Below are 22,796 nucleotides of genomic sequence, written 5' to 3'. Positions count from 1 at the left end.
ACGATCTATGAAGGAAAACGAGAAATACCAAGGATTTCGAGTGGCCGCGATTCAAATGGCTTCGGGGCCAAGCGTAACAGCCAATCTGGAAGAAGCAGGACGTTTGATTGAGGATGCTGTTTCACAACAAGCCAGGCTGGTTGTGTTGCCAGAGTATTTTTGTATCATGGGGATGAAGGATACGGACAAATTGTCGATTCGGGAGCAGCCAGGTGACGGGCAAATCCAAAAATTTCTAAGTGATACGGCAAAACGTTTAGGCATATGGCTGGTGGGAGGTTCGGTGCCATTAGCATCCCCAGATCCGGATAAAGTTTACAATAGCTGCTTGGTTTATGCGGATAGTGGAGAGCAGGTTGCACGTTACGATAAAATACATTTATTTGGATTGCAATTGGGACATGAGCACTATGCCGAGGAAAAAACCATTAAAGCAGGAGACAAAGTAGTGACTGTTGATTCTCCATTTGGCCGTATCGGTTTATCGATATGTTACGATTTGCGGTTTCCGGAATTGTTCCGTCTTATGAAGAATGTTGATATCATTCTTGCGCCTGCGGCATTTACTGCGATTACCGGAAAAGCCCATTGGGAAGTGCTGGTGCGTGCACGTGCAGTTGAAAATATGGCCTATGTAATTGCACCAGGGCAAGGCGGATATCATGTGAGCGGGCGTGAAACTAATGGGGACAGTATGATTGTTGATCCGTGGGGGGCGGTTATGGAGCGTTTGCCACGGGGCTCGGGAGCGGTGGTAGCTACGATTGACCGGGACTACCAGACCAGTTTGCGAGCAAATTTGCCTGCATTAGATCATCGAACCTTGCAGCCTTGTTAAATCCAAGCGTTTCATTTACTGAATCAATTTGTTAGGTTGTCTCACGAATTTTTGAGTATCATATTATGACTATTGAGTGTATGACAGAGCCAAAGGATTTTATTGCAATTGCAGACCGTTGCTTATTGACGCCATTTGATATTGATGCTGCAGGGTTGCAGCAAGTGTTGGGTCAAATCCTCACCCATAAAATTGATTATGCGGATCTTTATTTTCAGTATAGTCGTTCAGAAGGCTGGATGCTGGAAGAAGGTATCGTTAAGTCGGGTAGCTTCAACATCGAACAGGGGGTTGGTGTTCGTGCTGTCAGCGGAGAAAAAACCGGATTTGCATATTCCGATGATATCAGTATGCCGGCATTGGTCTCGGCGGCTCAGGCAACAAGAGCCATTGCCAATCAAAGCGGCATGCAGTCGGTGCAAGTGGCAAAGCGTAATGGTATAGATCAGCGAAGTCAGTTGTATTTGCCTGATGATCCGATCGCGAGCCATAAGGATGCTGATAAAGTTGCATTGTTAGAGAAAGTTGAACGCTATACCCGGCAGCTTGATCGGAGGGTTACCCAAGTGGTGGCATCACTTGCGGGTGAATATGAGGTTATATTGGTAACTCGAAGTGATGGATTGCTTGCAGCTGATGTGAGGCCGTTGGTCAGATTATCCGTGCAGGTGATTGCTGAGCAAAATGGCCGTCGTGAGCAAGGTGTTGCTGGGGGTGGCGGGCGCTTTAGTTATGCTTACTTCACCGACGAAATTTTGCAGGACTATGCGCAAAAAGCTGTTCATCAGGCAATCGTGAATCTTGATGCCCGTCCGGCACCTGCCGGCACTATGACGGTTGTTTTAGGCAGTGGCTGGCCTGGGATATTGCTGCATGAAGCAATCGGTCATGGACTGGAAGGGGATTTCAACCGCAAAGGCAGTTCCGCTTTTGCAGGACGTATTGGTGAGCGGGTGGCGGCTTCCGGGGTTACGGTAGTCGATGATGGAACAATTCCGCGCAGAAGGGGGTCGCTGAATATTGATGACGAGGGCAATCCAACCCAATGTACTGTATTGATAGAAGATGGCATACTTAAAGGTTATTTGCAGGATAGTCTGAATGCTCGGTTGATGAATTCTCCTGTTACCGGGAATGGTCGGCGTGAATCTTTCGCTCATATACCCATGCCACGTATGACGAATACGTATATGCTAAATGGCGACAAGGACCCGGCAGAAATTATTGCTTCAGTGAAACATGGTCTATATGCTGCAAATTTTGGTGGCGGGCAGGTGGATATTACCAGCGGAAAATTTGTTTTTTCTGCAGCGGAAGCATATATGATTGAGGATGGAAAAATTACCTACCCGGTCAAAGGGGCAACTTTGATCGGCAATGGACCTGATGTGCTGACAAGAGTTTCGATGATTGGAAATGACATGTTGTTGGATCCAGGCGTTGGGACCTGCGGTAAAGAAGGCCAGAGTGTGCCTGTGGGGGTTGGACAACCAACATTACGGATTGATGGACTGACTGTTGGTGGTACAGGTGTTTGACGGCACGATAAAAAACTTTGCCGTTAAAATTTTATAACTTGTTGAAATTGATATTGGGATGCAAAAAGCATGAGTGCGGAATTAACCGGTGCTGAAATTACCATACGGTGTTTACAGGAAGAGGGTGTGAAGTGTATTTTCGGCTATCCTGGTGGTGCTGTGTTATTTATTTATGATGAATTGTTTAAGCAGGATAAGGTCCGGCATATTTTGGTACGCCACGAGCAGGCAGCGATACATGCGGCAGATGGTTATGCACGTTCCAGCAATAAAGTTGGGGTGGCACTGGTGACTTCCGGCCCAGGCGTGACCAATGCTGTGACAGGTATTGCCACGGCCTATATGGATTCGATACCGATGGTGGTGATCAGCGGTCAGGTACCAACCAACGCTATTGGCTTGGACGCATTTCAGGAAGTTGATACCGTGGGAATAACGCGACCTTGTGTCAAACATAATTTTCTGGTGAAAGATATCGCAGAACTCGCGCTAACAATTAAAAAGGCTTTTTACATTGCATCTACGGGTCGCCCGGGCCCGGTGCTGGTGGATATTCCGAAGGATGTGTCGCAGCAAAAGACTAAATTTGCTTATCCCGATAAGGTAACAATGCGTTCCTATAATCCCGTGACGAAAGGGCATGCTAAACAGATTAAAAAAGCAGTCGAACTGATTCTTAGTGCTAAGCGCCCTGTGGTTTATGCGGGTGGCGGCGTAATATTGAGTGATGCTGCACCGCAATTGACTGAGTTGACGCAAATGCTGAATTTCCCTTGTACCAATACGCTGATGGGGTTGGGGGGATATCCTGCTACCGATAGACAGTCATTGGGTATGCTAGGGATGCATGGTACCTATGAAGCAAACATGGCAATGCAGTACTGTGACGTCCTGATAGCAGTAGGCGCCCGATTTGATGATCGCGTAATTGGTAATCCCAAGCATTTTTTTAATGAGAATAGAAAAATTATTCATATTGATATTGATCCATCATCTATTTCAAAGCGTGTCAGGGTGGACATACCTATTGTGGGCGATGTTTTGGATGTACTGAAGGATTTAATCAAGCTACTTAAAACTGAAAAAGATAAACCGGACCAGACTGCATTGAAGGAATGGTGGAAGCAGATTGATTTGTGGCGTGAACGGGATTGTTTGAAATTTGATCGTAAGAGCAAAATTATCAAGCCGCAAATGGTAATCGAAAAATTGTACGAAATCACTAAGGGAGATGCCTTTATTACTTCTGATGTCGGTCAGCATCAAATGTGGGCAGCGCAGTTTTATAAATTTGATAAGCCCCGGCGATGGATCAATTCCGGCGGACTGGGTACGATGGGATTTGGCATGCCTGCTGCAATGGGAGTGCAATTGGCGAACCCGAATGGAAAGGTAGCATGTGTTACTGGTGAAGCAAGCATCCAGATGTGTATTCAGGAATTGTCAACCTGCAAACAATATAAATTACCTTTGAAAATTATTAACCTGAATAACCGCTACATGGGGATGGTCAGGCAATGGCAAGAATTTTTTCATGGTAATCGGTATGCAGAATCATATATGAACGCACTTCCAGATTTTGTGAAACTGGCCGAAAGTTATGGACATATCGGAATGAAAATTGAGAAGCCGGAAGATGTCGATGATGCTTTAAAAGAGGCATTTAAGCTTAAAGATCAGTTGGTGTTTATGGATTTCATTACGGATCAGTCCGAAAATGTTTTCCCCATGGTGCCGGGTGGTAAGGGACTCTCTGAAATGATTCTGGTATAGAAAAATAAATGCGACATATTATTTCATTATTGATGGAGAATGAGGCAGGTGCTTTGTCTCGTGTAGCAGGTTTGTTTTCAGCACGTGGTTATAATATTGAATCACTTTCAGTTGCACCCACTGAAGATCCAACTTTATCACGGATGACGCTTGTAACCGTCGGATCAGATGAGGTTATAGAACAAGTGACCAAGCAATTGAATAAGTTGATTGAAGTGGTAAAAATTGTTGATCTGAGTGATGGAAATCATATCGAACGTGAATTGATGTTGGTGAAAGTACATGCTGTTGGTCCTGAGCGCGCAGAAATAAAGCGGCTAGCTGAAATTTTTCGCGGTTCTATTATCGATGTCACAGATAAATCCTATACCATTGAATTAACGGGCACCAGCGCGAAATTGGATGCATTTCTTGAAGCTATTGACTCTAGTGCAGTACTCGAAACCGTGCGTACCGGTGCTTCCGGCATTGGGCGTGGAGAATGGATTTTAAAGGTATAATTTAAACTCCGGATCCAAAGGTTAGTAATCCAGAGTATTAATTTCGTTAAAAAGTTTTCTCTCTATTGCTCACCTGTTTTTACCCTAATTTTGTTTAAAAGGAAAATAATGAAAGTTTATTACGATAAAGACGCCGATTTATCTCTTATAAAAGGAAAGAAAGTCACTATATTAGGTTATGGCTCACAAGGCCATGCGCATGCTAATAATCTGAGTGAATCGGGTGTTAATGTTACTGTAGGTTTGCGTAAGGGTGGTGGATCGTGGAGTAAAGCGGAAAAGGCGGGCTTAAAAGTTAAAGAAGTTGCTGATGCAGTTAAGAATGCAGAGGTTGTGATGGTTTTATTGCCCGATGAAGAAATTGGATCGGTATATAAGAAGGAAATCGAACCGGGGCTGAAGAAAAATGCAACGTTGGCTTTTGCTCATGGTTTTAATGTTCATTATGGGCAGGTAACGCCGCGCGAAGATCTCGATGTGATCATGGTTGCTCCAAAGGGACCAGGTCATTTGGTGCGTTCAACTTATTTGCAGGGAGGAGGTGTTCCGACTCTAATAGCAGTTCACCAGAACAAGTCAGGTAAAGCGCGTGATTTGGCATTATCTTATGCAGCTGCGAATGGAGGTACGCGCGGTGGCGTGATAGAAACCAATTTCAAAGAAGAAACAGAAACAGATTTGTTTGGAGAGCAGGTTGTATTGTGCGGCGGTTTGACCGCGCTTATTCAGGCAGGCTTTGAAACACTGGTAGAAGCGGGATATGCCCCGGAAATGGCTTACTTCGAATGCTTGCATGAGGTTAAGCTAATTGTTGATCTGATTTATGAAGGTGGTATCGCAAATATGCGCTATTCCATTTCCAATAATGCTGAATATGGCGATGTATCGCGCGGGCCGCGTATTATTACCGACGAAACGCGTGCCGAGATGCGGAAAATTTTGCTCCAAATCCAAACTGGGGAATATGCTAAGGAATTTATTCTTGAGAATCAGGCGGGAGCACCAGTTCTTAAGTCAAGTCGCCGCATTGCATCCGAGCATCAAATTGAACAAGTGGGCGCCAAATTGCGTGATATGATGCCATGGATCAAGAAAAATAAACTCGTTGATCAAGGGAAAAATTAACGAATTTTTTTTACTATCAGGACGATGGTTATTTTATTTACGGAGTTATTTAAGTAATTTATTTATGTCTTATTATCCTCATCCCATCATCGCTCGCGAAGGATGGTTACATATTGCGATAGCGTTCTCTGCTGCTTTTGGTGCAGTATTTTTAGCTGGATGGCTTTGGTCAATACCATTCTGGATAATTGCTTTTTTCGTTTTGCAATTTTTTCGTGACCCGCCTAGGGAGATTCCAACTGATCGCAATGCTATATTGGCACCAGCCGATGGCAGGATCGTAGCGGTTGAGAAAACTCAGGATCCTTATCTAGAGCGGGAGGCGGTCAAAATCAGTGTTTTCATGAATGTGTTTAATGTGCATTCCAATCGCAGCCCTGTCGATGGCGAGATACATGACAAGTGGTATTTTCCGGGTAAATTCGTGAATGCAGATTTACCCAAAGCATCACTGGAGAATGAGCGAAATGCATTATGGATTAAAGCTGATAATGGTGCCGATGTGACTTGCGTCCAGGTAGCAGGGCTCATTGCGAAACGGATTCTTTGTCAAGTATCACCGGGAGATCATATGACGCGTGGGCAACGTTTCGGATTTATACGGTTTGGCTCAAGAGTGGATGTATATTTACCGCTGAATACTAAAATTAATGTCAATATCGGTGATAAAGTGTCAGCAACTTTGACAGTTCTAGCTGAGTTTCGTGAATAAATTAGAATGATAGTTAGCATATAGTTTTTCTTCTTTTTTACTGAAATTTTCTGTCAAGGAGTAGTGTTATACTGTTTTCTTCATGGTGTTTTTGAACTGATTATCAATTAATTATACTCTCGTCACTATCAGTATTTTGTCACCAACTCAATAATGCCCGATTCCTTACCAGAACGCACTATACTTAAGTCTCGATTGCGCAGGCGCGGCATCTATTTATTACCAAATTTATTCACAACGGCTGCATTGTTCGCTGGATTCTATGCCATCGTACAAGCAATGAATGGAAATTTTGAATATTCGGCAATTGCTGTTTTTATTGCGATGGTTCTTGATGGGTTGGATGGTCGAGTAGCGCGTCTTACAGGGACACAAAGCGAGTTCGGTGCTGAATACGATAGTATGTCGGATATGGTTTCATTTGGCGTTGCACCTGCATTGATAGTTTATGAATGGGCCCTTAAAGAAATGGATCAGTGGGGCTGGATCGTTGCATTTATATACTGTGCATGTGCAGCGTTACGGCTTGCGCGATTCAATACCAATATAGAGGTGATTGATAAGCGTTTTTTTCAAGGCTTACCTAGTCCCGCAGCGGCCGCACTTATAGCGGGTCTTGTCTGGGTGACGATTAATTTTCAGATACAAGGAAGCGATGTTAAATGGCTGGCTAGTATTGTTACACTCTTTGCTGCTTTCACCATGGTGAGTAATATTCCATACTATAGCGGAAAAGAGATAAATCTACGCCGCAGAGTGCCATTCTTTTCAGTGTTGTTATTAGTGTTGTTCTTTTTTGTATTGATACCTAGTCATCCTCCGCTAGTTTTATTCTTTTTGTTTGCGGCTTATGCATTTTCTGGGTACTTTATTAAATTATGGCGGTTTGGTAGAAGTAAAAAAAGTAGTGAAACAATTAATTCATGAGCTTTACTGCTTGCAATGAAAGGAAAAACTATTTATATTCCTGATCATTATGCTTGAAAAGAAAGATAACCACATATCATCTCTACTTGTAATCTCGATGCTGTCGGGTTTGTTGCTGCGCCTTGCGCGCTAAAATATTCTATCCCCAATTTCCTTTCTTCCCTATAAAATTCGAAAAACGAATTTTATCTTATTGTAAGATTTCTTCTTCATGTGGAGAGCATAATGCAAGAGCATTTAATTATTTTTGACACAACATTGCGTGATGGTGAGCAAAGTCCCGGCGCATCTATGACTAAAGAAGAAAAGGTACGCATCGCCTGGCAACTCGAACGTATGGGGGTGGATGTTATCGAAGCAGGTTTCCCGGCAGCTTCAAATGGAGATTTTGAAGCTGTCAAGGCAGTTGCTGATTCTGTAAAGGATAGTATGGTGTGTGGGCTGGCGCGTGCAATTGAAACCGATATTCAGCGCACGGGTGAGGCATTAAGTGGTGCGCAATCAGCGCGTATTCATACTTTCATCGCGACATCTCCGGTTCATATGAAGAAAAAACTGCGTATGTCGCCTGATCAGGTAATAGCACAAGCCGTAAAAGCTGTGAAATGGGCACTCCAATACACTGATAATGTAGAATTTTCTCCGGAAGATGCTGGTCGTTCGGAATTGGATTTTTTGTGTCAAATACTTGAAGCTGTGATCGACGCAGGCGCAACCACAGTAAATATTCCAGATACGGTTGGTTATACCGTACCGGAACAGTTCGGCAAGCTAATTCGTAATTTACGCGAACGCATTCCGAATTCAGATAAGGCAGTTTTCTCGGTTCATTGCCACAATGATTTAGGAATGGCTGTGGCTAATTCATTGACTGCGGTGATGAATGGTGCACGGCAAGTGGAATGTACCATTAATGGCTTGGGAGAAAGAGCAGGTAATGCCGCTTTGGAAGAAATCGTGATGGCTGTTCGTACTCGTCAGGATTATTTTCCTTGCGATACAAAGATCGATACTTCTTATATTGTTTCCGCGAGTAAGTTGGTTTCCGGTATTACCGGTTTTCCAGTGCAACCCAATAAAGCGATTGTGGGTGCGAATGCTTTTGCGCATGAATCGGGCATTCATCAAGATGGCGTTCTGAAACATCGCGAGACATATGAAATTATGCGTGCAGAAGATGTGGGTTGGGGAGCGAATAAATTGCTGCTGGGAAAACATTCAGGGCGTAATGCTTTCCGAAATCGCCTGATGGAGCTTGGTATCGAACTGGAATCAGAAGAAATGCTCAACAATACTTTCATGCGCTTCAAGGAATTGGCAGACAAGAAACATGAAATATTCGATGAAGATTTGCATGCATTAGTTTCTGATGAAGAATTAGTGCTGCAAGAATGTTTTCGGTTAATCTCGTTGATTGTGCACAGTGAAACGGGAGAAATCCCGTATGCGCGCGTAGTGATTTCTGATAACGGAAATGAAATGAGTGCTGAATCCGAAGGAAGCGGTCCAGTAGATGCTACTTTCCGTGCAATTGAAATATTGCTATCAAGCGAAGCGAAGCTGCAATTATACTCAGTAAATAATATTACCAGTGGTACCGATGCGCAAGGTGAGGTGACCGTGCGGCTACAAAAATCTGATCGTATAGTTAATGGACATGGCGCAGATACCGATATCGTTGTGGCTTCTGCAAAAGCATATCTAAGCGCATTAAATAAACTGTGCAACAAATTGGAGCGGGCGCATCCTCAGGTATAACTGCGATGGGGTTGTCGATAAATTTAAAATGAAAACTTTATGCTCAGTATGATGAAAAGTAAATTAAGCGTATCAGTTTGTACGGTAGCCTTATTGTTGACTTTTCAAGTGCAGGCATTTCAATTTAAAGATGTTACAGGGGAAGTTCATAATCTTGCAGATTATAAGGGGCGCTGGGTGCTGATTAATTTCTGGGCAACCTGGTGCCCGCCCTGTCTTAAAGAAATTCCTGATTTGATTTCACTTTACGAGGATCGCAAAGATATCATGGTAATCGGTGTTGCGATGGATAGTGATCCGCAAGAGATCATGAGTTTTGTGCGCACACTGTCAATTAGCTACCCCATTGTACTAGGCGATCGGGAAATTGCTTCGCAGTTGGATGAGATTTCGTTATTGCCCAGCACATATTTTTATGATCCCGATAGTAATCCCGCTGCACGGCAGCTAGGGATCATTTCGCGAGAAAGCATCGAAAAATTTATTGAATCAAAATCAATTGAGAAGAAGTAATATGCTCTCGCCCTGATTCTGATACAGTTTTTTTGTTTTATAGCTTAACAGGCAATTTTATTACAATGATGTGTTTCGCCAAGTAGTTTGCCATTTGTTAAATACTAATTGTGGATAGGAAGCTTCACCTAAACTGCCATTATATCTTCCGAGAGCGCGAAAATAATCTCCGTTCTCTTTATCTAGGTAGTGCCGAAGAATGGTGCATCCGTAGCGCAAATTCATACGTAAATGAAAAAGGTTGTGATCTTGGTGGCCAATGACGCTTACCCAGAATGGCATGACTTGCATGTAGCCGCGTGCACCGGCATGAGAAACTGCATACTTTTTAAATCCACTTTCAACTTGTATAACGCTTAATATAAGTTGAGGATCCAGTCCTGCCCGCGTTGCTTCATAATAAACAGTTCTTAAGAAATCTTCTCGTTCGATTAAATCAGGCATGTATTTTTCTAAGCGACGACTCATGCTAAAAAGCCAAGCAACATTTTCGGCTATAGCGGCATATTCAATGTATGAAGCAGCCTGATCACTCGTTTCGTGGAGAATGATTGTCTGAGTATTTGCAGCGAGTCGCTCATAATGCGGATTATTAGCATAAATATAACTGGAGAAGATTAATAAAAGTATTGCAAAAGCTAATCTGTGCATAGTTTGTTAGTAATAAATGAAAAAATTTTATCAATAGGAATTGCTTCGGGTGTTTGATTTTTCCGGTTTTGATATTCAATAGTCGATTGCTTGAGTCCTCGCTCTCCAATCACAATCCGGTGCGGGATACCCATTAACTCCATATCCGCAAACATGACGCCGGGGCGTTCATCTCGGTCGTCTAAAAGTACGTCTATACGTGCATCCGTGAATTGTTGATAAAGCTTTTCTACGATTTCTTTTACTTGGGAATTTTTATGCAAGCCAATCGGAATTATTGCAAGCTCAAATGGAGCTATTGTGATTGGAAAGATAATACCATGCTCATCATGATTTTGTTCAATGGCTGCAGCAACAATACGCGAGACTCCGATGCCATAACAACCCATTTCGATGTATTGAGAGCATCCGAATTCATCTAAATAACAAGCTTTCATAATTTCAGAATATTTCGTACGTAATTGGAAAATATGACCTACTTCAATTCCTCGGCAAATTTCTAAATAGCCTTTTCCATCGGGAGATGCGTCGCCTTGAACTACATTCCTGATATCATAGACATGTTCTGGTAATTCAAGATCACGAGTAAAGTTGACACCCATCAAGTGAAATTCTTCTTCATTCGCGCCGCAGACAAAATCACTCATATTCATGACCGCCTGATCTGCAATCAAAAAGCTATTTAATCCGACCGGACCGATATACCCGGGTGCCGTGCCAGTTTCATTCAGGATATCTTCTTCAGTCGCAAATTGAAATTCGGATAAAAAGGGTATTTTCCTTACTTTTAATTCGTTCAGTTGATGATCGCCACGTAACAATAATAAAAATATTTGATCTTTAGTTTTTACAGCAAGTGTTTTTAGGGTTTTGTTTAATGGAATTTTTAAAAATTCAGCAACTTCGGCGCAAGTTCTTTTTCCTGGGGTCGCAATTTTTTTCATGCTACCAGCGGGTAAGCTGCGACTGTGAGGTAGTGTTGGTGAGCTAGCCAATTCAATATTGGCGGCATAATCCGAATCAGGGCAGAAGGCGATCGCATCTTCACCAGAATCCGCTAGAACATGAAATTCATGTGAGCTGCTGCCACCTATAGCACCCGTATCTGCCGATACTGCACGAAATTGCAATCCAAGTCGAGTAAAAATGCGGCTGTATGTCTCATGCATGTGTTGGTAAGTTTGCAATAGGCTATTTTCATCTGTATGAAATGAGTATGCATCTTTCATGATAAATTCGCGTGCACGCATTACCCCAAAACGAGGCCTAATTTCATCACGAAATTTAGTTTGTATTTGGTAGAAATTGAGTGGCAACTGGCGATAGCTTTTGATTTCCCTGCGCGCAATATCGGTTATTATTTCTTCATGAGTAGGACCAAAACAGAAATCGTGATCATGACGATCTTTAATTTTTAGCATTTGTGGCCCGAAAATATCCCATCGTCCGGTTTCTTGCCATAATTCTGCCGGTTGTATAGCAGGCATTAGAACTTCAATGGCGCCACTTTTGTTCATTTCTTCACGTACAATGTTTTCGATTTTTCTTAATACTCTCAAGCCTAGTGGCATCCATGTGTATAACCCGCTGCCTAAGCGCTTGATGAGTCCGGCGCGTAACATTAGTTTGTGGCTGATTAGCTCTGCTTCCGCGGGTGCTTCTTTGAGTGTTGAAATAAAAAATTGCGAGACGCGCATGAGCTATTCCATTATGATAATAAAATAATAATTCTACCTTGAAATACTTGTTTAAAGTGTGGTGCGGTCCATAGATTAGTGACCCGTAATCTATTTTAGGTAAACAGGCGCATGAAAAGACATGAGTTTTTGTTTTATGACCACTTTCAATCTATGGCAAAGTATGAAAAAATCCACCTATTTGAAGGGTCTAATGAACAGTTCATATGATTGACCGTAATGGATATCGCCCCAATGTTGGTATTATTCTCCTGAATTCACGCAATGAGGTTTTTTGGGGTAAACGTATTAAACAGAATTCCTGGCAATTTCCTCAAGGAGGTATTAAATCGGGAGAAAGCCCAGAACAAGCTATGTATCGGGAGTTGAGCGAAGAAATAGGGCTGCGTCCAAATCATGTTGAGATTGTTGGGCGTACGCGTGATTGGTTAAGATATGAAGTGCCTGATCGGTGGATTAGACGTGAATGGCGTGGAAATTATAAGGGGCAGAAACAAATTTGGTACTTGCTGCGTCTGATCGGGCGTGATAGCGATGTATCATTACGCCGAAGTGCTCACCCAGAATTTGATGCATGGCGTTGGAATCAGTATTGGATCGAATTAGACTCGGTTGTGGAATTTAAACGCAGAGTTTATAAACAAGCGTTAACCGAGTTGTCTCGGCTGTTAAAAACAGACCCTTGTCAACGTGCTGACTATGATGAAAACACTTTAACTGAGGTAGAAAGGAATGAGCTTAGAGGTCAATTGGAAATAAACGAATAAGAATTACTTTGTTACGTGTTTTATTAGGGGCATTAATTCTTATTTTATAAATTTATGAGCAATGGAAGTAATTGATTTTGTTTAATTCTATAATAAATCTTGCATTTGCGAATGTTTCATCAGGCGTAATCGGCTGCGCCATTACAGCCGCTTATTATTAAATTAAAACTAGGGAGAGTACCGATGAAGATGCGTACACTGTTTGCATCAATATTATCGATTGGCATGCTTGCCATTTCGATTAATGCTTCAGCCAATGAGCCTATCCAACCCATTAAAGCTGCAAAAGTAACAAATCCTGAAATGGTTGAATTGGGTAAAATGTTGTTTTTTGATCCGCGTTTATCGAAATCCGGTTTCATTTCTTGTAATTCTTGTCACAATTTGAGTATGGGAGGGACAGATAATATTAAGACTTCAATTGGTCATAATTGGCATCAGGGTCCGATTAATGCCCCAACTGTATTAAATTCCAGTATGTCTCTAGCTCAATTCTGGGATGGACGGGCTAAAGATTTAAAAGAGCAGGCAGGCGGCCCCATTGCAAATCCAGGTGAAATGGCTTCAGAGCACACATTGGCTGTTGAGGTAATACAGTCTATTCCTCAATATCGTGGTTATTTTGCAAAGGCGTTTGGATCGGATAAAGTTGATATTGATAGAATAACGACTGCAATCGCCGCCTTTGAAGAAACTCTGGTTACACCAGGTTCACGATTTGATAAATGGTTGGAGGGTGATAAAAAAGCATTGAACCAGCAAGAGTTGGAAGGCTATCAATTGTTCAAAAGTAATGGCTGTACGGGTTGTCATAATGGCCCCGCTGTAGGTGGGGCGCTCTACCAAAAATTTGGCGTATTCCACCCTTATGAAACCAAAAGTAAAATCGAAGGAAGAAAAGCTGTTACTGGAAAAGATACTGATTTGAATGTTTTCAAAGTGCCAACATTGCGCAATATTGAATTAACCTATCCCTACTTTCATGATGGCGAAGCAGAAACCTTGGAAGATGCTGTGAAGATCATGGGTAAGTTGCAATTGGATCGTGAATTTAATAAGAAAGAAATTGATAGTATCGTTGCTTTCTTGAAAACACTGACAGGTGAGCAGCCAGATATTAAATTGCCTATTCTTCCTCCATCAAATAATAGTACTCCCAAACCGGTACCATTTTAATTGTTGGGTTGACAGGTCGTTGAAAAACTTCTGTGGTATTGTTATGGTGCTAAAACAAATTCAGTTTCCTCAAACATATAATTGTTCTTGCCCAGTATCGGCTTTCACGGAAATGTTTCCCGACGGCAGTAGTCGATTTTTGAAGCTAAATTACCAAAATAGGAGTTAAACTTTGCATCCAGATTATGGCAATAATCTGGATGCCCTCAAAGTTAATGTAGAATAGAAATTTCTGATTGGTAAAATTAATTTGATAAGACAGTTCTACTGGATGAATATAATTTGGTATAGATTTACATATAAAAATAAAGTAGAGTTACTATTCCGATAACGAATAATTAGAATAGGGAGTTACCTATGGGTAACAAGGGACAGTTACTGCAGGATCCATTTTTGAATATATTACGAAAAGAACATATTCCGGTATCAATATATTTAGTGAATGGTATTAAGTTACAAGGACAAATTGATTCGTTCGATCAATATGTAGTGCTGTTGAAGAACTCAGTTACGCAAATGGTTTACAAACATGCAATCTCCACGGTGGTTCCTGCAAGAGCTGTCACCATTCCTGTTGAAGCGGCGGAAACGCGTGATGTTTGATATGCCTGTTAGGCATGAATAAATTAATAGCAGTTAATACAGCAATTCTGGTTGGCGTCGATTTTGGTTGTGGTACTCATAAAGACAGTTTGCAGGAGTTACAGCAGTTAGCTTTAAGTGATAGGATCGATGTACTGGGGATTGTGGAGGGGAAGCGTTCCCGTCCTGATTCCACAACATACATCGGAAGAGGTAAAGTCGAAGAAATCGAACAAGTTTTGCAGCAGACACAGGCAGGACTAGTTATATTTAATCATGATTTATCTCCAGCTCAACAACGAAATCTATCCTTGCGTTTAAATTGTAATGTTATCGATCGCACTAATCTGATTCTTGACATTTTCGCACAACGCGCTCAGAGTCATGAAGGTAAATTACAAGTTGAATTAGCTCAGCTCGAGTATCTCGTGACACGTCTTGTGCGTGGTTGGACTCATCTTGAAAGACAAAAAGGCGGTATTGGTTTGCGTGGGCCAGGCGAGACTCAACTGGAAACTGATCGCAGATTAATTAAAAAGCGAGTTAAATTACTAAAAGAAAAACTTTCGGTTTTGCAGCGCCAGCGAAATGTTCAAAGACGATCCAGACAACGAGCAAAAACGCTGGCAATATCTATTGTTGGCTATACTAATACAGGTAAATCAACTCTATTTAACAAATTAACAAGCGCGCAATCGTATGCTGCTGATCAGCTATTTGCTACATTGGATACAACAACACGTAAATTATTTATTGAAAAAGGTAGTACGGTGGTAATTTCGGATACAGTGGGGTTTATTCGAGAATTGCCTCATACGCTTGTAGCTGCATTTCGCGCAACACTTGAAGAAACTGTGCAGGCTGATTTGTTACTGCATGTGATAGATGCCAGTAGTCCCAATCGAGATGAGCAAATTATAGAAGTTAATAAAATATTGAAAGAAATTGGCGCTGATACAATTCCGCAGATCTTGATTTTAAACAAAATTGATTTAATCGACATGACTTCGCGTGGTACAGGTTGCGTGCGTAATGAATATGGTAGAATATCACGCATTCGTTTAAGCGCAAAAACAGGCGATGGCATAGAGTTTGTAAGACAGGCGTTGGCAGAAGAAATCTCAGATAGCTCCAAAAAATTGAATGAAGAATCAACAAATAAACGTAATGAGTTTCGAGATTATGCTTCAGTGCAAGACTTTTTTTGAACGAACAAACAGGAATGATTATGGGATTAAATGATCCACAATGGGGAAAAAATAAAGGCGATTCTGGTCCACCAGACTTGGATGATGTGCTGCGGAATTTAAACAAAAAAATCAATAATATGTTTGGACAAAAGAAGGGCGGAGGAGGTGATGATGGATCGCATACTCAAGACCCTAAGCCACATAGTAGTGGTAGCATTATATTGATTCTTGGTTTGTTGATTGTTGTGTGGCTGGGTAGTGGGTTTTATATTGTAGATGAAGGTCATAGAGGCGTTGTGTTGCGATTTGGTCAATATGTAGATACATCACAGGCAGGGTTGCGCTGGCATTTGCCTTATCCAGTTGAGAAGGTGGAAGTTGTTAATGTCAGTCAGGTCCGGACAGTTGAAATAGGATATAGAAACAATATAAGAAGCAAGGTATTGCGTGAAGCATTAATGCTAACCGACGATGAGAACATCATTGATATTCAGTTTGCGGTACAGTATATATTGAATGATCCAGAGAAGTTTTTATTTAACAATAGAGATCCCGAAGAAGCTGTTCTTCAAGCAGCTGAAACTGCAATCAGGGAAGTCATAGGTAAAAGTAAAATGGATTTCGTTCTTTATGAGGGACGTGAGCAAGTAGCGGCTAATGCAACACAATTGATGCAAAGGATTCTAGATCGATATGAAATTGGTATTTTGATTAGCAGAGTGACAATGCAAAATGCGCAACCGCCGGAACAGGTTCAAGCAGCATTTGATGATGCGGTAAAAGCGGGTCAGGATAGAGAGCGCCAAAAGAACGAAGGGCAAGCGTATGCGAATGACGTCATACCAAGAGCAGCAGGTAATGCAGCTCGACTAATTCAAGAATCGGAAGGGTATAAACAACGTGTAATTGTTAGTGCTGAGGGTGATGCCAGTCGTTTTGAACAAATTCTTACTGAATATAGTAAGGCGCCCAATGTTACACGTGAGCGTTTATATCTGGATATGATGCAGCAGGTTCTATCCAATACAAGTAAGATTATTGTCGATCAAAAGAATGGTAACAATCTTTTGTATTTGCCGCTTGATAAGCTAATTAATATGAGTGGATCAACTTCGGTTTCACCAGTTACAGCACCAACGATGGCGCAGGAAACAGCACCTGATAGCAGTTTACGGGCACGAGAATCTTTTCGTAGTCGCGAACGGGAGATAAGATAGATGAAAAGTTTTACAACAGTATTCTCAGGCATCATTATTGCAATTTTTTTTCTAGGTAGTTCAGCAATTTATATTGTTGATGAGAGGCAGCAGGCAATCTTATTCCAACTTGGAGAAGTAATCGATGTTAAAACTGAGCCAGGATTGTATTTTAAAATTCCTATTGCGCAAAATGTACGTTTTTTTGAGAAACGTATACTAACGATGGATACCGAAGAGCCGGAACGTTTTATTACTTCTGAGAAAAAGAACGTTCTAGTAGACTTGTTTGTAAAATGGCGTATTGTTGATGTAAAACAATATTATATCAGTGTTCGAGGAGATGAAGGATTAGCTCAAACGAGACTAGCTCAAACCATCAACTCAAGCTTGCGTGATGAATTCGGGAATCGTACGGTTCATGATGTTGTGTCGGGTGAACGCGATGTAATTATGGAGATTATGCGTCAGAAAGCAGATCATGATGCACGGTCCATTGGGGTAGAAGTAGTTGATGTGCGTTTGAAACGTGTCGATCTACCGCAAGAAGTTAGTGAATCGGTATATAGACGTATGGAAGCTGAAAGAAAACGTGTGGCAAATGAATTACGCTCAACCGGTGCTGCTGAATCGGAAAAAATTCGCGCTGACGCGGATAAGCAACGGGAAATTATATTGGCTGAAGCCTATCGAGAAGCACAGAAGACAATGGGTGATGGTGATAGTCAGTCAGCTGCAATCTATGCTGATGCCTTTCAGAAAGACTCTGAATTTTATGCATTCTGGCGTAGCATCGATGCTTATAAGCAGTCATTCAAGAATAAGGGAGATATGATGGTTCTTGAACCTACTTCTGATTTCTTTAAATATTTAAAAAATCCTGCGGTTAGTAAATAATCAAAAGAGCTCCTCGTGAATCAATTAAAGTTCTTTTTATAACACTAACGGATAAAATAAGTGAAGCTCTGGGCATTATTTTCACTAAGCAAGTATATGTGACTTAACGAAGCAGCATGTTACAGAGAGGTTCTGAAAATCGAAGTTATTACTCATACTCGATTTTGCAACAGAGCCTCTTATTTTTTTGTGCATTCCATTGAAGATATTATGTATGCAAGACTAAGCAGAGGTTATCGTATATGTGGGAAAATTTACTGATTGCGATTGCATTGATGTTAATTCTGGAGGGGATGTTGCCATTTTTGTCTCCGAATATTTGGAGAGAAGTATTTAGGAAACTTGCTGAAATCAATGATAGTCAGATACGTTTCATAGGATTAACTTCGATGTTAATCGGATTAATAATGCTTGTTATCATAACTTAATTTAATTTTTCATTTCTCACTGACACTTTGTCAGTCTTAAACATGCATAATTGGTTGCTCCCAGAATATGTTGAAGATATATTGCCGGTAGAGGCGCTACATATCGAAGTAACGCGCCGACAGATCATTGATCTATTGTTAGTGCATGGGTATCAGCAGGTCATACCACCTTTATTAGAATATGTAGAGTCACTTTTGTCTGGCAGTGGCAGCGATATGGACTTGCGAATGTTTAAAGTGATTGATCAGTTGAGCGGACGAATGATGGGGTTGCGTGCTGATATGACACCTCAAGTGGCTAGAATTGATGCACACTTATTGAATTCTGAAGGTATAAGTCGATTATGTTATGTTAGCAGTGTACTGCATACTGTGCCTTCTGGTTTAACACAAACGCGCGAGCCTCTGCAAATTGGCGCGGAACTATACGGTCATCCAGGGCTGGAGAGCGATATAGAAGTGCAACATCTCATGCTAAAGTGTTTGTCGGTCACTAATGTGAGAGGGATCCATCTAGATCTTGGTCATGTGGCGGTTTTTCGTGGGCTAATAAAAGGTGCTGGAATATCTCGAGATCTTGAAACAGAATTATTTTCTGTTCTTCAGGCAAAAGATATTTCAACTTTGCAAGAATTGTGTTCAAAACTGAAGAAAAATACACGTGACGCATTGCTATTATTGCCTGAGCTTTATGGTGATAAAAAAATTCTGGCGGATGCGAAAAGGAGGCTTCCAGATTATCCAGTAATTGGAACTGCTTTGAATGAACTTAGTCTGGTTGAAGAGGAGTTGAGCCCAGTTGTAGATAATGTGGCATTCGATTTAGCAGATTTGCGTGGATATCACTACCATACAGGCATGGTATTCGCTGCATACGCGAAAGGATGTTCAAGCGCTATCGCACTTGGCGGGCGCTATGATGAGATAGGAAGAAATTTTGGGCGGGCAAGACCGGCCACTGGCTTTAGCATGGATCTTAGGGAGTTATCGAGGTTAGTTAAACCTAAAACATATCCTAAAGGGATACGTGCGCCTTTTGAAAAAAAAGATAAAGAATTGGAACACTTGATTCAGCAGTTACGCAAAGCAGGACAGATCGTTGTTACGGAATTACCAGGGCAAAAGAGCGAATCGCTGGCTTGTGACAGGCAGTTAGTTCTGCTTGAGGGGAAATGGATAGTTAAAGCAATTTAATTTTTTAACTAAGAATCTTTTAGAGACTAGAAATATGACTAAAAATGTAGTCGTGATTGGCACTCAATGGGGCGATGAAGGAAAAGGCAAGATTGTCGATTGGTTGACGGATCATGCGCAAGGCGTTGTGCGCTTTCAGGGGGGGCATAATGCGGGTCATACATTGGTTATCGGTAATAATAAAACTGTATTGCATTTAATTCCATCCGGTATTCTACGTAATGATGTAGTTTGTTACATAGGAAATGGTGTAGTAATTTCACCTGAGGCATTGCTAAGTGAAATCGATATGCTGGAGCAAAATGGTATTGATGTCACTGGGCGTTTGCGGATTAGTGAAGCTTGCCCACTCATTCTGCCTTGTCACATTGCGTTAGATAATGCGCGTGAAACTGCCAGAGGTGTGAGTAAAATTGGAACTACGGGACGAGGTATTGGGCCTGCCTACGAAGATAAGGTTGCTCGTCGTGCAATTCGTTTGCAAGACTTGTTTCATCGAGATCGTTTTGCAGCTAAGTTGGGCGAAATGTTGGATTATCATAATTTCGTGCTGAAAAATTACTTTCTTGCATCAGTGATTGATTTTCAAAAAACAATGGATGATGCATTGGCTCAATCAGAGCGGATTAAACCAATGATAGCTGATGTTCCACAGCTTTTGTCTGAAGCGCATAAAGTTGGCCATAATCTATTATTTGAGGGTGCGCAAGGTACATTATTGGATATTGATCATGGTACTTATCCATTTGTAACCTCGAGTAACTGTGTGGCCGGTGCAGCAGGACCGGGTAGCGGAGTCGGACCACAAATGTTGCAGTATGTATTGGGTATTACCAAGGCCTATACCACACGGGTTGGATCCGGACCGTTTCCAACTGAGCTGGACGATGAGATAGGCAGACATCTAGCTACACGTGGGCATGAATTCGGTTCAACAACAGGCCGTCCGCGCCGTTGTGGATGGTTTGATGCGGTTGCGTTGAAGCGTTCCATTCAAATAAACGGTGTCACAGGGTTATGCATTACTAAGCTTGACGTCCTAGACGGAGTGGAAAGTCTTAATTTGGGTGTTGGATATAGATTGATTGACGGTAACAAAAGTAATGTACTTCCAATTGGCGCAGATGATTTGGATTGCTGCGAACCTATTTATGAAGAAATACCTGGCTGGTTAGAAAATACAGCAGGTATTAAAAAATTTCATGAACTGCCCAAAGCAGCGCAGAATTATTTGAAAAGATTGGAAGAGGTGTGTGAAATACCAATCGACATGATTTCAACGGGGCCTGACAGAGAAGATACAATCTTATTGCGACACCCATTTGAATTAACAACCCGATAATTTTTTTCAATAACCATATAACAAAAGTATGCGATGCAATCATCTCGTACGCATGGTAAATTGGGAAGCGGAAGCTTCTGCTTTGCAGGATATTCGAACAACTGTTTTTATTCAAGAACAGCAAGTTCCAGTCAGTTTAGAATGGGATGAGTTTGATGTCATCAGCCTGCACATGCTTGCGTTTAATAATTACGGAAAACCTGTAGGAACAGCAAGACTATTACCCGATGGGCATATCGGGAGGATGGCTGTATTGAAAGAGTGGCGTGGTAAAGGGTATGGTAGTGCAATGATGCATCAAATATTAAATGAATTAAGAAGTCGCGATATGCAAAAAGGGTTGCTTAATGCGCAAACAAGCGCAGTAAAATTCTATGAAAAGTTCGGATTTCAAGCTTATGGGGAAGAGTTTGTCGAGGCTGGGATTCCGCATGTTAAGATGAATTATTTTCTAAAGTAAGATCATGTCTAGCTATTTAACTTCAGATTTTCCCCATTCATTCGCTAAAGCATCTGAAGCTTGTTTCCATTGATTGACCGCTTGTTCCCTTGAAATTTTAGCCTGTTCCGATTTTCTTCGTGCCGTTTCAACTTCACGTTCGGCTTCCGCTAGCTTATTTTTTGCTGAAGCTAGTTTCTTTTCAGCAAAAGCCAAATCTTTAGCTGAAGCTTCAGCATTTTGTTTGGCTTGTGTCATTTTTTCATAAGTAATGCTTGCATTCTTTTGCAAGATTTCAATTGGTTCTGCCTCAGCAAAGATCGATGCTGAAGTGCCAAGAATAAAAATGCTAAAAAGAATGATAAATTTGTGCATGGGGTAAATATTTTAGATAAGAGTGAATCTTTGTGATTACACGAGTTGATTAATCTCTTCTAATTCGATCGTATCATAATTGACGATGGTGCGTTTTACTAAGCTTCCGACTAAGAAGCAGTATATCAGAACGTGCTTAATTTATTGTGGCTATTAGATGCCAAATATATTTTTATGTGAATAATTTAAAATCATTTTCCTGAAACCATCAGCAATAAATTAAGAATTATCAAGAATTGAATTTTTTAAGTAATTGCGCATTGAGATGCTCTTTGATGATTTGTTAAAATTTATTTTAAATGCAACACGCTGTATTAATATTAGTTAAAGTTGATAAGGATAATTATGTTTTCATTGTTAAAAATTTATGTAATTTTTATTTGTACTTTTGGATTAAGTATTTTTGCAACAGCGACGCTTGCTAGTTGTACCGGCTGTTTGTGTCCAGGGGATCCTTGTAATCTTTGCTCATTACCTGCAATGCAAAATGATTTGATAAAACCAAATGAATCCGAGTTATGTGCAAGAATAAGAGAAAAAGTACCACCTACTTCTGCGCAGCCAGGGTCTAACGAATATTTTCCCAATTTGGATATGTCGATAATGGTATGTGTTAATGAGGGGGGAGATGTTATACGGAATAAACAGCGTAACTCAGAATTTCCTTCGAGATTTTATTGTAAACCCCCGACTTCAAACCCCGACTCCAAGAAGTAAGTGATTAAGAGAAATTGTGAGTTGCAATATAAAAAAAAAGAAAGTAGTATCTAATCCTTTTTTCTTTAAGGAGCTGAGGATTTTTATGGCTAATAGCGCACAAGCAAGAAAACGTGCAAGACAGGCCGTCAAACGTAGGGAATATAATGTCAGTCTAAGGTCTAAATTACGTACGGCTATTAAATTTGTACGAAAAGCGATAGGATCGGGAGACAAAGCTATTGCTCAAGACGCATTTAATAATTCTATAGGTACTATTGATTCAATTACTGGCAAGGGTATTCTTCATAAAAATAAGGCTGCACGTTATAAAAGTCGATTATCTTCCGCAATTAAAACGATGAATTAGTTGGGCTGAATCAAAAAAAGGATTTCTTCATAAAGAAGCAAATAATGAGGTAGGTAAAGCAGGCAGAACTAGCATTGCTGAATAATCATTCTTGTATATAGCTTGACAGTAT

The 22,796-nt window shown here is 41.2% G+C and carries 23 protein-coding genes; 20 read left to right on the top strand and 3 right to left on the bottom strand.

Features of this window, described 5'->3' with window-relative positions:
• Positions 1-7 precede the first annotated feature (7 nt).
• The 9 genes from C7H79_RS09380 to C7H79_RS09340 all read left to right on the top strand — a co-directional run bounded on the left by C7H79_RS09380 (position 8) and on the right by C7H79_RS09340 (position 9,684).
• The gene (locus C7H79_RS09380; protein ID WP_106707022.1) at positions 8-838 is read left to right on the top strand and encodes a carbon-nitrogen hydrolase family protein; all 831 of its coding nucleotides are present in this window, start codon (positions 8-10) and stop codon (positions 836-838) included.
• Positions 839-903: 65 nt separating this feature from the next.
• On the top strand, positions 904-2,376 hold the full coding sequence (gene tldD, locus C7H79_RS09375; RefSeq protein ID WP_106707021.1) for a metalloprotease TldD: 1,473 nt from the start codon (positions 904-906) through the stop codon (positions 2,374-2,376).
• A 69-nt stretch (positions 2,377-2,445) separates the two neighbouring features.
• On the top strand, positions 2,446-4,149 hold the full coding sequence (locus C7H79_RS09370) for an acetolactate synthase 3 catalytic subunit (protein ID WP_106707020.1): 1,704 nt from the start codon (positions 2,446-2,448) through the stop codon (positions 4,147-4,149).
• An 8-nt stretch (positions 4,150-4,157) separates the two neighbouring features.
• Positions 4,158-4,649 (top strand): acetolactate synthase small subunit, encoded by a 492-nt coding sequence (gene ilvN, locus C7H79_RS09365; protein WP_106707019.1) that lies wholly within the window; start codon positions 4,158-4,160, stop codon positions 4,647-4,649.
• A gap of 108 nt (positions 4,650-4,757) precedes the next feature.
• Positions 4,758-5,774, top strand: a complete 1,017-nt coding sequence (ilvC, locus tag C7H79_RS09360) for a ketol-acid reductoisomerase (RefSeq protein WP_106707018.1) — start codon at positions 4,758-4,760, stop codon at positions 5,772-5,774.
• A gap of 64 nt (positions 5,775-5,838) precedes the next feature.
• Complete coding sequence (locus C7H79_RS09355) at positions 5,839-6,486, top strand: phosphatidylserine decarboxylase (RefSeq protein WP_106707017.1); 648 nt, start codon at positions 5,839-5,841, stop codon at positions 6,484-6,486.
• A 153-nt stretch (positions 6,487-6,639) separates the two neighbouring features.
• Positions 6,640-7,413 carry a CDP-diacylglycerol--serine O-phosphatidyltransferase gene (gene pssA / locus C7H79_RS09350; protein WP_106707016.1) on the top strand — a complete coding sequence of 258 codons (774 nt, stop codon included), beginning with the start codon at positions 6,640-6,642 and terminating at the stop codon, positions 7,411-7,413.
• A gap of 225 nt (positions 7,414-7,638) precedes the next feature.
• Positions 7,639-9,171, top strand: coding sequence for a 2-isopropylmalate synthase (locus C7H79_RS09345; RefSeq protein WP_106707015.1), 1,533 nt, complete (start codon positions 7,639-7,641; stop codon positions 9,169-9,171).
• Positions 9,172-9,219: 48 nt separating this feature from the next.
• On the top strand, positions 9,220-9,684 hold the full coding sequence (locus tag C7H79_RS09340) for a TlpA family protein disulfide reductase (RefSeq protein WP_242447225.1): 465 nt from the start codon (positions 9,220-9,222) through the stop codon (positions 9,682-9,684).
• Between the two features lie 60 nt (positions 9,685-9,744).
• On the opposite strand, the gene C7H79_RS09335 is transcribed toward C7H79_RS09340, so the two are convergent.
• Together C7H79_RS09335 and C7H79_RS09330 are read right to left on the bottom strand one after the other, a co-directional pair.
• A complete protein-coding gene (locus C7H79_RS09335; protein ID WP_106707014.1) occupies positions 9,745-10,335 on the bottom strand; it encodes a lytic transglycosylase domain-containing protein in 591 nt (196 codons plus the stop codon).
• Positions 10,323-12,032, bottom strand: coding sequence for a proline--tRNA ligase (locus C7H79_RS09330; protein WP_106707013.1), 1,710 nt, complete (start codon positions 12,030-12,032; stop codon positions 10,323-10,325). Before C7H79_RS09330 ends, C7H79_RS09335 begins: the two co-directional genes overlap by 13 nt.
• A gap of 206 nt (positions 12,033-12,238) precedes the next feature.
• Here C7H79_RS09330 and C7H79_RS09325 point away from each other — a divergent pair, with 206 nt between their 5' ends.
• From C7H79_RS09325 to C7H79_RS09280, 10 genes are all read left to right on the top strand, one after another.
• Positions 12,239-12,799 (top strand): RNA pyrophosphohydrolase, encoded by a 561-nt coding sequence (locus C7H79_RS09325; RefSeq protein ID WP_242447224.1) that lies wholly within the window; start codon positions 12,239-12,241, stop codon positions 12,797-12,799.
• 183 nt (positions 12,800-12,982) lie between these two features.
• Positions 12,983-13,975 (top strand): cytochrome-c peroxidase, encoded by a 993-nt coding sequence (locus tag C7H79_RS09320; protein WP_106707012.1) that lies wholly within the window; start codon positions 12,983-12,985, stop codon positions 13,973-13,975.
• A 357-nt stretch (positions 13,976-14,332) separates the two neighbouring features.
• Positions 14,333-14,578 carry an RNA chaperone Hfq gene (gene hfq / locus C7H79_RS09315; protein ID WP_106707011.1) on the top strand — a complete coding sequence of 82 codons (246 nt, stop codon included), beginning with the start codon at positions 14,333-14,335 and terminating at the stop codon, positions 14,576-14,578.
• A gap of 14 nt (positions 14,579-14,592) precedes the next feature.
• Positions 14,593-15,765 carry a GTPase HflX gene (gene hflX / locus C7H79_RS09310; protein WP_106707010.1) on the top strand — a complete coding sequence of 391 codons (1,173 nt, stop codon included), beginning with the start codon at positions 14,593-14,595 and terminating at the stop codon, positions 15,763-15,765.
• Positions 15,766-15,785: 20 nt separating this feature from the next.
• Positions 15,786-16,964, top strand: a complete 1,179-nt coding sequence (gene hflK / locus C7H79_RS09305; RefSeq protein WP_106707009.1) for an FtsH protease activity modulator HflK — start codon at positions 15,786-15,788, stop codon at positions 16,962-16,964.
• Entirely contained in the window at positions 16,965-17,840 is an 876-nt protein-coding gene (gene hflC, locus C7H79_RS09300) for a protease modulator HflC (RefSeq protein ID WP_106707008.1), read from the top strand.
• A 242-nt stretch (positions 17,841-18,082) separates the two neighbouring features.
• Positions 18,083-18,268 (top strand): DUF2065 domain-containing protein, encoded by a 186-nt coding sequence (locus C7H79_RS09295; RefSeq protein WP_106707007.1) that lies wholly within the window; start codon positions 18,083-18,085, stop codon positions 18,266-18,268.
• A gap of 42 nt (positions 18,269-18,310) precedes the next feature.
• Positions 18,311-19,462 (top strand): ATP phosphoribosyltransferase regulatory subunit, encoded by a 1,152-nt coding sequence (locus C7H79_RS09290; protein ID WP_106707006.1) that lies wholly within the window; start codon positions 18,311-18,313, stop codon positions 19,460-19,462.
• A gap of 34 nt (positions 19,463-19,496) precedes the next feature.
• Positions 19,497-20,804 (top strand): adenylosuccinate synthase, encoded by a 1,308-nt coding sequence (locus tag C7H79_RS09285; protein ID WP_106707005.1) that lies wholly within the window; start codon positions 19,497-19,499, stop codon positions 20,802-20,804.
• Between the two features lie 52 nt (positions 20,805-20,856).
• Positions 20,857-21,264, top strand: coding sequence for a GNAT family N-acetyltransferase (locus tag C7H79_RS09280; protein WP_242447223.1), 408 nt, complete (start codon positions 20,857-20,859; stop codon positions 21,262-21,264).
• Between the two features lie 12 nt (positions 21,265-21,276).
• Here the strand turns inward: C7H79_RS09280 and C7H79_RS09275 are convergent, their stop codons facing one another.
• Positions 21,277-21,618: a hypothetical protein gene (locus tag C7H79_RS09275; protein ID WP_106707003.1), complete on the bottom strand. Its 342-nt coding sequence runs from the start codon at positions 21,616-21,618 to the stop codon at positions 21,277-21,279.
• An 802-nt stretch (positions 21,619-22,420) separates the two neighbouring features.
• Between C7H79_RS09275 and rpsT the strand changes: the two genes are divergently transcribed.
• Positions 22,421-22,684, top strand: coding sequence for a 30S ribosomal protein S20 (gene rpsT, locus C7H79_RS09265; protein WP_106707001.1), 264 nt, complete (start codon positions 22,421-22,423; stop codon positions 22,682-22,684).
• Positions 22,685-22,796 lie beyond the last annotated feature (112 nt).

Origin of the sequence: Nitrosomonas supralitoralis (assembly GCF_003011925.2) — a bacterium.
In the GTDB taxonomy this organism is placed as follows: domain Bacteria; phylum Pseudomonadota; class Gammaproteobacteria; order Burkholderiales; family Nitrosomonadaceae; genus Nitrosomonas; species Nitrosomonas supralitoralis.
This window is presented reverse-complemented; position numbering and strand designations above follow the sequence as displayed.